We start from the raw sequence: 3165 nt of genomic DNA on the forward strand, positions 1-3165 counted from the left end.
GTCGTCGCCGCGCTGCCCCACCTCGCCACCTACCCGGCTCCGGCCCGCTGACCACCCGCGAACACCAACCGCCCCGGACCGGCCGCCCACCACCGGCCGGTCCGGGGCAGAAAGGACGGGCAGCAGTGCCTACGCCGACCACTACCCGCCCCGACGTCGCCCCCATCCGGCCCTGCGCCCGCAACGTCCGCGCCGCCCTCAAGGCCGCAGGCCTCGCCCACCTCGTCCGCAAGGTCACCACCAGCAAGACCGCGTGCCGCGTGTACCTGCCCTACCGCGCCACCGACGAGCAGGCCCGCCAGGTCGCCGACGCACTGTGCCCGCTCTGGCACGACAGCGACGAGCGCGTGCACGAGCACAGCTGGGTCGTGCGCATCGACGTCGCCCACTACTGGCACACCATGCCCGCCACCCCCGAAGGACTCGCCCAGCTCGCCGAGCGCGAGCAGGAGCGCAACGCCGCCCTGCTCGACGCCAGCACCAACGGCCGGGCCACCTACACCTCTGCCTACCAGTCCGTCCAGCTCCGCCCAGACGACGAGCACCCCCGCCGGCCCTGGGTCGACCACGACGGCCGCCGCTACACCCCGTTCCAGGTCTACGCCAGCTGACCACCCCCACCCGAGAGGCCCACCCGATGAACGCCATCGACACCGCCCGCCAAGCCGTCGAGATCGCACGCAAGCTCTCGCCCGCGATGCGCGACGAACTCAAGTCCAGCGACCGCATGACCACGCGCCCGGCCAACACCTGGCGAGCCCTTGCACGGCGCGGACTCGTCACCGAGAACAGCCCTACCCGTCCCGGCCGCCCCAACTTCTTCGAGCTGACCAACCTGGGCCGCGTCGTGCGCACGGTGCTCGTCGACGGCGAAGACGTCGTGCTCACCCGCGCCGGACGCGAGCAGGCCGAGCTGCACATCGCCATGAGCCGGGACATCGTGATCAGCGAGGGCGCAGCGTTCGCCGCCGGGGAGACCGACCCCGCCACCGTCGCGTTCCGCGCCGCGCTGCTCGATGTGCTGCACGAGCGCGCCCGCATCGAGTACGACGCGTTCCTCCTCGGCCGCGAAGCCGCGCAGGTCGAGATCGCCCACAACCCGCCCACCCACGAGTTGACCTTGCTCGCCACCAAACCGGCGTACGTCACGCCCTGGGACCAGGGATACCGCGGCACGCTCATGGAGGAGCTGCACACGCGGGCGCTCGCTGACCGGGCCCGCGAGCAGTCCGACGCCTTGTTCGCCACCGGTGCGGACGAAGTGGCCGTGGGCCAGATCCTCGACGTCATCCGCCCCGCCGAGCTGACCCCGGCCATAGCTGCGATGCGCGACGCGGTGATGGACGAGCTGCACGGCCGCGCCATCGAGCTGTACGCCGCCCACCTCGACCCGGCCGCACCCGCCGCCCCGCTGGCGACCGCCGAGCAGCGGAGCTCCGGGGTCGAGTCGTTCCCCACCCGGCGCGTCCCGTACTGGATCATCCCGGCCGAAGGCACCCGGCTCGACGACCGGCACGACATCCTCGGCCCCTACAACACCGACGACCTCGCCGAGCACGTCGCGACCAACTACCGCGCGGAGGGCATCGCCTGCGACGTCATCCCGTCAGCCACCCGACCCGCACCCCGACCCGCATAACCCCGTACCCGGCGGCCGGTCCCCGCGGCCCGCCGCCGGAGGAAGGACCCGCCCACCATGGCCGACGAGCTGTTCGAGTTCGAGGTGCACGTCTCGACCAACGACGACGTGAAGCGCGGCGTCCTCGCACTCGTCATCGTCAAAGCGCTCGTCGCCGCCCCGACCTAGTGGGAAGCGCACAAGACGTGCGTCGCGCTCGTCTGGCGCGGCGACCGCACCATCACCGGCATCTACTGGGTGCCCTGACTCTGGAGCGCACTGCATGACGACCCCTGACCCCGACGACGTGATCCGCATGGACGAGCTGCTGGCGCAGTCCGCCCGCGCCCGCGGCGTCGACCCTGCTCACCCGCCCCGCGGACTCGACCAGCTCGTGACCGGCATGATCGAGCGCGTCGGCCCGCTGGTCATCTACCCGAACAACACCAGCCGCGACCTGCGCTTGTTCGCGGCCGGGCTCGACGCGCTCGCCCGCGCCGCCGACCAGGCCGCCGACGCCATCGACCGCGGCCGGCGCGCGGCCGAGTGCCGGTGCGTCGAGGACTGCGCGAACGACCCCGACACCGCCTGCTCGCTGTCCGGCATCCCGCACGTGCACCCCGACACCGGCAGCGACACGTTCGGGCCCTGCCCGGTTCACCCGGACGCACCCGGCGACGTCTGACCACCCCGAGCGCAGGCGGGCTACCCTCAGCCCGCCCGCGCCACCACCACAAGGGAGACACCCGCCATGGGCGCACTGCTGCAACCCACCCCCGAGATGGACCCGTACGCGGTCGAAGTGCGCCGCGAGTCCGCCTACCTGTCCGGCAGCATGGGCGACTACAACGCCTGGCGCGAGGGCGAGCAGCCTGACCCGCCGCGCCGCACCATCTACGGGTCCAAGGGCGAGGGGTTCGCTGTGCTCGCTGACGACATCCCCCGCGTGCTCGCCGCGTTCGAGCAGATCGCTGAGCACCCCGCCTACACCGACTGGTGCCGCAGCCCGCACGCCACCGAGATCCTGAACGCGAACCTGAACTGGCGCACCGAGCAGCGAGACGACATCGTTCGCGCCTACGGCCCAGCCATCATCTACGGCGACCACCCCGCGTGGTCCCCGGTCGGCACGGTCGAGCTGCGCTACGAGGACGTGGCCGCGCTGCGCGTCGAACTCGCCGTCGTGCACTACGAACACACCGGCCGCGCCTGGGACGCCCCCGAGGGCTCTCACCCGTAAAGCCGCTGGTCTTGTCGGTGTCGCGGCTTACCCTGATGGTGTGACCGCGACCATCACCGCGCAGCAGATCCTTGACGCGAACGCCGAGCGGTTCCGCAACAGGATCACCGGCCGAATCAGGAGCAACGGCCGTAACCCCAGCTCCGGCACGATCCACGCTGTCGAGATCAAGCCCAACTGGATGGACGCCGCGCCGCTTCCGGTGCCTGCCTGCGGCTCGGGCGTAGGCGGCACCAGCGGCCGACTGCTGGAGCCGACCGTCATGGCCGTCACGTGCCACCGCTGCCAGAACAGCCCGGCTGCACGC

General features: G+C 72.0%; 5 protein-coding genes. All 5 read left to right on the top strand.

Annotated elements, in window-relative coordinates; genetic code table 11:
* Nucleotides 1-125 precede the first annotated feature (125 nt).
* Entirely contained in the window at nucleotides 126-611 is a 486-nt protein-coding gene (locus tag VET29_RS26130; protein ID WP_324925069.1) for a hypothetical protein, read from the top strand.
* 26 nt (nucleotides 612-637) lie between these two features.
* Nucleotides 638-1639, top strand: coding sequence for a hypothetical protein (locus tag VET29_RS26135; protein WP_324925071.1), 1002 nt, complete (start codon nucleotides 638-640; stop codon nucleotides 1637-1639).
* 262 nt (nucleotides 1640-1901) lie between these two features.
* Nucleotides 1902-2303, top strand: coding sequence for a hypothetical protein (locus VET29_RS26140; protein WP_324925073.1), 402 nt, complete (start codon nucleotides 1902-1904; stop codon nucleotides 2301-2303).
* Between the two features lie 66 nt (nucleotides 2304-2369).
* Nucleotides 2370-2858 carry a hypothetical protein gene (locus VET29_RS26145; protein ID WP_324925075.1) on the top strand — a complete coding sequence of 163 codons (489 nt, stop codon included), beginning with the start codon at nucleotides 2370-2372 and terminating at the stop codon, nucleotides 2856-2858.
* A 40-nt stretch (nucleotides 2859-2898) separates the two neighbouring features.
* Nucleotides 2899-3165: hypothetical protein (locus VET29_RS26150; RefSeq protein WP_414636607.1), on the top strand; the 267-nt coding region annotated here is incomplete at its 3' end.

Source organism: Actinophytocola sp. (assembly GCF_035634895.1).
Taxonomy (GTDB): Bacteria; Actinomycetota; Actinomycetes; order Mycobacteriales; family Pseudonocardiaceae; genus Actinophytocola.